Source organism: Pseudonocardia lacus (assembly GCF_018531445.1).
In the GTDB taxonomy this organism is placed as follows: Bacteria; Actinomycetota; Actinomycetes; order Mycobacteriales; family Pseudonocardiaceae; genus Pseudonocardia; species Pseudonocardia lacus.
The window spans coordinates 1-3,412 of record NZ_JAHDTH010000387.1 but is presented as its reverse complement, the minus strand read 5'-3'; the positions used below and the strand labels follow the sequence as shown (position 1 = coordinate 3,412).

The 3,412-nt window shown below is 77.0% G+C and carries 3 protein-coding genes; 1 reads left to right on the top strand and 2 read right to left on the bottom strand.

Annotation, left to right across the window (positions count from 1 at the left end; translation table 11 throughout):
* Positions 1 to 155: 155 nt before the first annotated feature.
* Entirely contained in the window at positions 156 to 566 is a 411-nt protein-coding gene (locus KIK08_RS38205) for a hypothetical protein (protein ID WP_214408190.1), read from the bottom strand.
* 111 nt (positions 567 to 677) lie between these two features.
* Here KIK08_RS38205 and KIK08_RS38200 point away from each other — a divergent pair, with 111 nt between their 5' ends.
* Positions 678 to 2,930 (top strand): AAA family ATPase, encoded by a 2,253-nt coding sequence (locus KIK08_RS38200; RefSeq protein ID WP_214408189.1) that lies wholly within the window; start codon positions 678 to 680, stop codon positions 2,928 to 2,930.
* Between the two features lie 85 nt (positions 2,931 to 3,015).
* Here KIK08_RS38200 and KIK08_RS38195 read toward each other — a convergent pair.
* The coding region (locus KIK08_RS38195; RefSeq protein ID WP_214408188.1) for a LytR C-terminal domain-containing protein at positions 3,016 to 3,412 on the bottom strand (397 nt) is incomplete at its 5' end.

The following is a 3,412-nucleotide window of genomic DNA, read 5'->3' as shown; positions in this document are numbered from 1 at the left end:
CGCCGCTGCGGCGCAGGGTGGCCGGCCGGGCGAGCGCGATGGCCCGCGCGGTGCGCCGCTTCGGCGAGGAGACCGGCGGTGCGGCTCGGGGCAGGCCGTCGGGCAACGGGCGCGCGCACCCCGGGACGCAGCAGCCCCAGCGCGACCGGCTCCGGCTAGGAATCCGCCGGGCCCGCCGCCGCCCCTGACCCGGACGCGCCCCGCGCCTCCAGGAACTGCTCGACCAGCCCGCGGATCACCGCCGCCATCGAGAAGTCGTGCTCGGCGCACCACTGCCGGAGCTGGGCGTGGCGCTCCTGGGGCAGCCGCAGCGTGACCAGCTGGCTCTCCCCGCCCGGGGCGAGCGAGCCGCGCAGCCGCTCCACCCGCTCCTCGCCGAGCCAGGCCGAGCCCGCCCGGTGCAGGGCGCCGATCGGCGCGTTGCCCAGGTTGACGACCTCGATGCCGGCCGCGCCTGCCGCCGGCGCCATCGGGCGCTCCAGCAGCCACGCGGTGATGGCCTTGCGGTCCTCGGGCCGCGCCCCTTCGAGCAGTTCGGCGAGCTTCCCGGCAGCACTGTGATCCACGTCGCAACGATAGCGCCGCCACTATCGTTGCGATAGCGCCCAATGCGGTGGCGATACCGCCGTGCGACCCGTCGTCGACCTGGCCGGCCGGGCGCCGGATAGCGTGCGCGCGTGACCGCCCCGAACGCGCCCTCGATCACGCTCGTCGCCCGGCTCGCCGCCTCCGCGGCCGACGCCCGCCGGGGGGTCGTCCGGCTGCACCCCGAGGTCATCGACGCGCTCGGGCTGCGCTCGTGGGAGGCGGTCACGCTCACCGGGGCCCGGGTCACCACCGCGCTCGTCGCCCCGGCCGACGGCCCGCCCGGACAGGCCACGCTCGACGACGTCACGCTGTCCAACACCGGGCTCACCGACGGCGCCCCCGTCGTACTGGCCCCCGCCAGGGTCGAGCCCGCCCGGCGCATCACGCTGACCGGATCGAAGCTGGCCAGGGCGTCGCTCACCCCGGAGACCATGCGCTCCGCGCTCATCGGCAAGGTCGTCACCGGCGGCGACGCGGTGTCGCTGCTGCCCCAGGACGTCGAACCCGCGCCGGGCCTCGACGCGCCCACCGCCCGGCAACGGGTCGCCGGCGCGCTGGGCAGCGCCTGGACCAGCGAGCTGCTGACCGTGGCCGCGGTCGAGCCCGTCGGGTCGGTCGCCGTGTACCCGAGCACCGTCGTCGGCTGGGAAGGCGGCGCCGCCACCGGCGACCCGGTGCCGACCGCGGCACCCGCCGCCCCACGGCCGACGACGCCCTCCACCCCAGCGCCGGCCGCCACCGCGACCGCCCCGGCGGTGCCGGCCGAGCCCGCCGTGCCGATCGAGGACCTGGTCGGCAACGTCGAGGTGGCCCGCCGGCTCGTCGAGTGGCTGGAGCTGAGCCTCGACCGGCCCGAACTGCTGACCAGCCTCGGCGGGTCGCCCCGGCTCGGCGTGCTGATCACCGGGCCGGAGGGCGTCGGCAAGCTGACCCTGGCCCGCGGCGTCGCCGCCGCCGTCGACGCGCGGTGCGTCGAGCTCGCGGCGCCGGGGGTGGCCGCGATGGAGGCGGGCGCCGCGGCGCAACGGGTGCGCGACGCCGTCGGGCAGGCCCGCACCGGCGGGCGCACCGTCCTCACCGTCACCGACGTCGACGCGCTGCTGCCGGCCGAGTCCCCGCCGCCGCTGGCCACGATGGTGCTCGACCTGCTCCGCGAGGCCGTGCACACGCCCGGGGTGGCGGTGCTGGCCACCACGTCGTCCCCGGAGTCGGTCGACCCCCGGCTGCGCGCGCCCGACCTCGTCGACCGGGAGGTCGGGCTGGCCCTGCCCGACCTGCGCACCCGCACCGAGCTGCTGCGCAGGCTGCTGTCGGCGGTGCCGCTGGCCGCGGACGTCGACGTCAAGGCCGTGGCCGAGCGGGCGCCCGGGTTCGTCGTCGCCGACCTCGCCGCCGTCCGGCGGGAGGCGGCCGTGCACGCCGCGCTGCGCCACCGCGGCGAGGGCGAGGCCACCATCACCCAGCAGGACCTGCTCGACGCCGTCGGCTCCGTGCGCCCGCTGTCGATGTCCTCCTCGGACACCCTGCAGACCGGCGGCATCACCCTCGACCAGGTCGGCGACATGGTCGAGGTCAAGCAGGCGCTCACCGAGTCGGTGCTGTGGCCGCTGCAGTACCCGGACTCGTTCGCCCGCCTCGGCGTCGCCGCACCGCGCGGCGTGCTCGTCTACGGCCCGCCCGGCTGCGGCAAGACCTTCCTGCTGCGCGCGCTCGCCGGCACCGGCCAGCTCAACGTGCTCGCCGTGAAGGGCGCGGAGCTGCTGGACAAGTACGTCGGCGAGTCCGAGCGGGCGGTGCGCGAGCTGTTCCGCAAGGCCGCCGACGCCGCCCCAGCACTGGTCTTCCTCGACGAGGTCGACGCGCTCGCCCCGCGGCGCGGGCAGTCGTCGGACTCCGGGGTGGCCGACCGGGTCGTCGCCGCCCTGCTCACCGAGCTCGACGGCGCCGAGCCGCTGCGCGACGTCATCGTCGTCGGCGCCACCAACCGCCCCGAGCTGATCGACCCGGCGCTGCTGCGACCCGGCCGGCTGGAGCGGCTGGTCTACGTGCCCCCGCCGGACGCCGCCGCGCGCGCCGAGATCCTGCGCGCGTCGAGCCGCAACACCCCGCTGGCCGACGACGTCGACCTCGACGAGCTCGGCGCGGAGCTGGACGGCTACTCGGCCGCCGACTGCGCCGCGGTGCTGCGCGAGGCCGCGCTGACGGCGATGCGGGAGTCGCTGGACGCCGCGCAGGTCACCGCCGCCCACATCGCCGCCGCCCGGGCCGCCGTCCCGGCCTCCCTCGACCCGGCCCAGCTGGCCGCGCTGCAGGCCTACGCCGACCGGCGCGCCGCCCCATAGCCCCACCGTCGAGAACGACGTTGTCGTGATCGTTTGGCCCTGTTGATCACGACAACGTCGTTCTCGACGGGAGGCTGGGCTGGGGTCAGAGGTTCTTGTAGTCGTTGGTGACGATCACGATCACGCCGGGGCTGGCGTCCTGCAGGCCCTCGAAGCGCTCCGAGACCCGCATGTCGAACTCGCGGCCCAGTTCCTCTGCGGTGCCCTGCTCGGCGGTGCCGGGGCGGTAGTAGACCGTGGTGGTGCGGATGATGCCGAACGGGTAGTTGGAGACCTCGCCGACCTCCCAGCCGGCGCTGCGGAGGTCCTGGGCGGCGCTCGCGGCCAGGCCGGTGATGGTGCTGTTGTTGTAGACGCGCACCGGCCCGCGGCTCACGCCGGAGGCGGCGGGGCCACCGCCCGAGCCGCCCGAGGCGTCGGAGCCGGCGGAGCCGCTGCCCGCGTCGCCCTGCTCGCCGCCCGGGGCGGGCGCGGGGGCGGCG